Origin of the sequence: Kitasatospora sp. NPDC047058, from assembly GCF_040643935.1 — a bacterium.
Taxonomy (GTDB): domain Bacteria; phylum Actinomycetota; class Actinomycetes; order Streptomycetales; family Streptomycetaceae; genus Kitasatospora.
Window position 1 is genome coordinate 1 of sequence record NZ_JBEYVJ010000890.1, and the last position, 1,286, is coordinate 1,286.

General features: G+C 76.2%; 1 protein-coding gene. It reads left to right on the top strand.

Annotated elements, in window-relative coordinates:
• The first annotated feature begins 270 nt into the window (after positions 1 to 270).
• The gene (locus ABZ885_RS41375; RefSeq protein ID WP_360200402.1) at positions 271 to 1,215 is read left to right on the top strand and encodes an oxygenase MpaB family protein; all 945 of its coding nucleotides are present in this window, start codon (positions 271 to 273) and stop codon (positions 1,213 to 1,215) included.
• Positions 1,216 to 1,286 lie beyond the last annotated feature (71 nt).

Sequence of the window (1,286 nt, forward strand, 5' to 3'; positions counted from 1 at the left end):
GCCTGGGCGGGCACCACGCCCGCCACCAGGGCGGCGCCGGCCGCCGACGAGCTCTTGAGGATCGATCTGCGCGCGATGGTCATCGAACGTCACTCCCCCGATCGGCTTCTGACTTTGTCGGACTCTAAACGACATGAACATGCAAAGTCGATCGTTTGGACGATCCCTGCCGCAGATCGATGCGGGGACGTCCCGGCCCCTACCGGGAAGAACCCGGACGAAACGAACCGGGTCTCCGGGCGGGCACCGCGTGGGCCTACAGTGGGTGACGTGAGCACCGGAGGTCCCGCGGCCCCGGGGCTCGACACGGTGCGGCGGCGGCTCGGATCGGAGCTGTTCGCCCGGGTGGCGGGTCCCCACGGGCCGGCGGTACGCAGTCGCATCCACGAAACGCCCGGTCCGCGCTGGTTCGGCCCGGAGCGTCCGATCCGCGCCGTGCACGGCGACGCCTCGATGTTCGTCGGCGGGGTGCGGGCCCTGCTGCTGCAGTCGCTCCACCCGGTGGCCATGGCGGCGGTCGCCGCCCATTCCGGATACCGGAGCGACCCGTGGGGCCGGCTGCAGCGCACGAGCACCTTCCTGGCGGTGACGACGTTCGGCACCGCCGACGACGCCCGGCGCGCGGTCGACCGGGTCCGGGAGGTGCACGAGCGGATCCGCGGCACCGCACCGTCCGGGCAGCCGTACCGGGCCGCGGATCCGCACCTGCTCGGCTGGGTCCACGCCGCCGAGGTCGACAGCTTCCTCCGGGCACACCGGAGGTACGGCGCGGAGCCGTTGGACGAGGCGGCCTACGACGGCTACGTCGAGGACGCCGCGACCGTGGCCGCGGCGCTCGGCGTCGTGGACCCCCCGCGTGACCAGCGGCAGCTGGCGGCGCTCCTCGCGGCGTACCGGGCGGAGCTGCGCGGCACGGCGGCCGCCCGCGACGTCGCGCGGTTCATCCTCCTCCGGCCGCCCCTGCCGTGGGCCGCCCGCCCGGCGTACGGGCTGCTGGCGGCCGCGGCGGTCGGCCTGCTGCCCGGGTGGGCCCGGCGTGAGCTTCACCTGCCGTGGGTCCCGGTCGTCGAGGACCCGGTCGTACGGCTGGGCGGGCTCGGTGTCACCAGGACGATCCGCTGGGCCATGACCCCGCCGCCCGAGGCTGCCCGGGCGGTGGGGTCGGCGGGGTCAGCGGGCGGCGGAGCCGGGCGCCCGGCGGCTCGCCCGCGGTAGTGGGCGGTCAACGGGGCGAGGCGGGGCGGGGCCCTGAGCGCGGGCCGGCCCGACCGGGTGGTGCCGGCCGC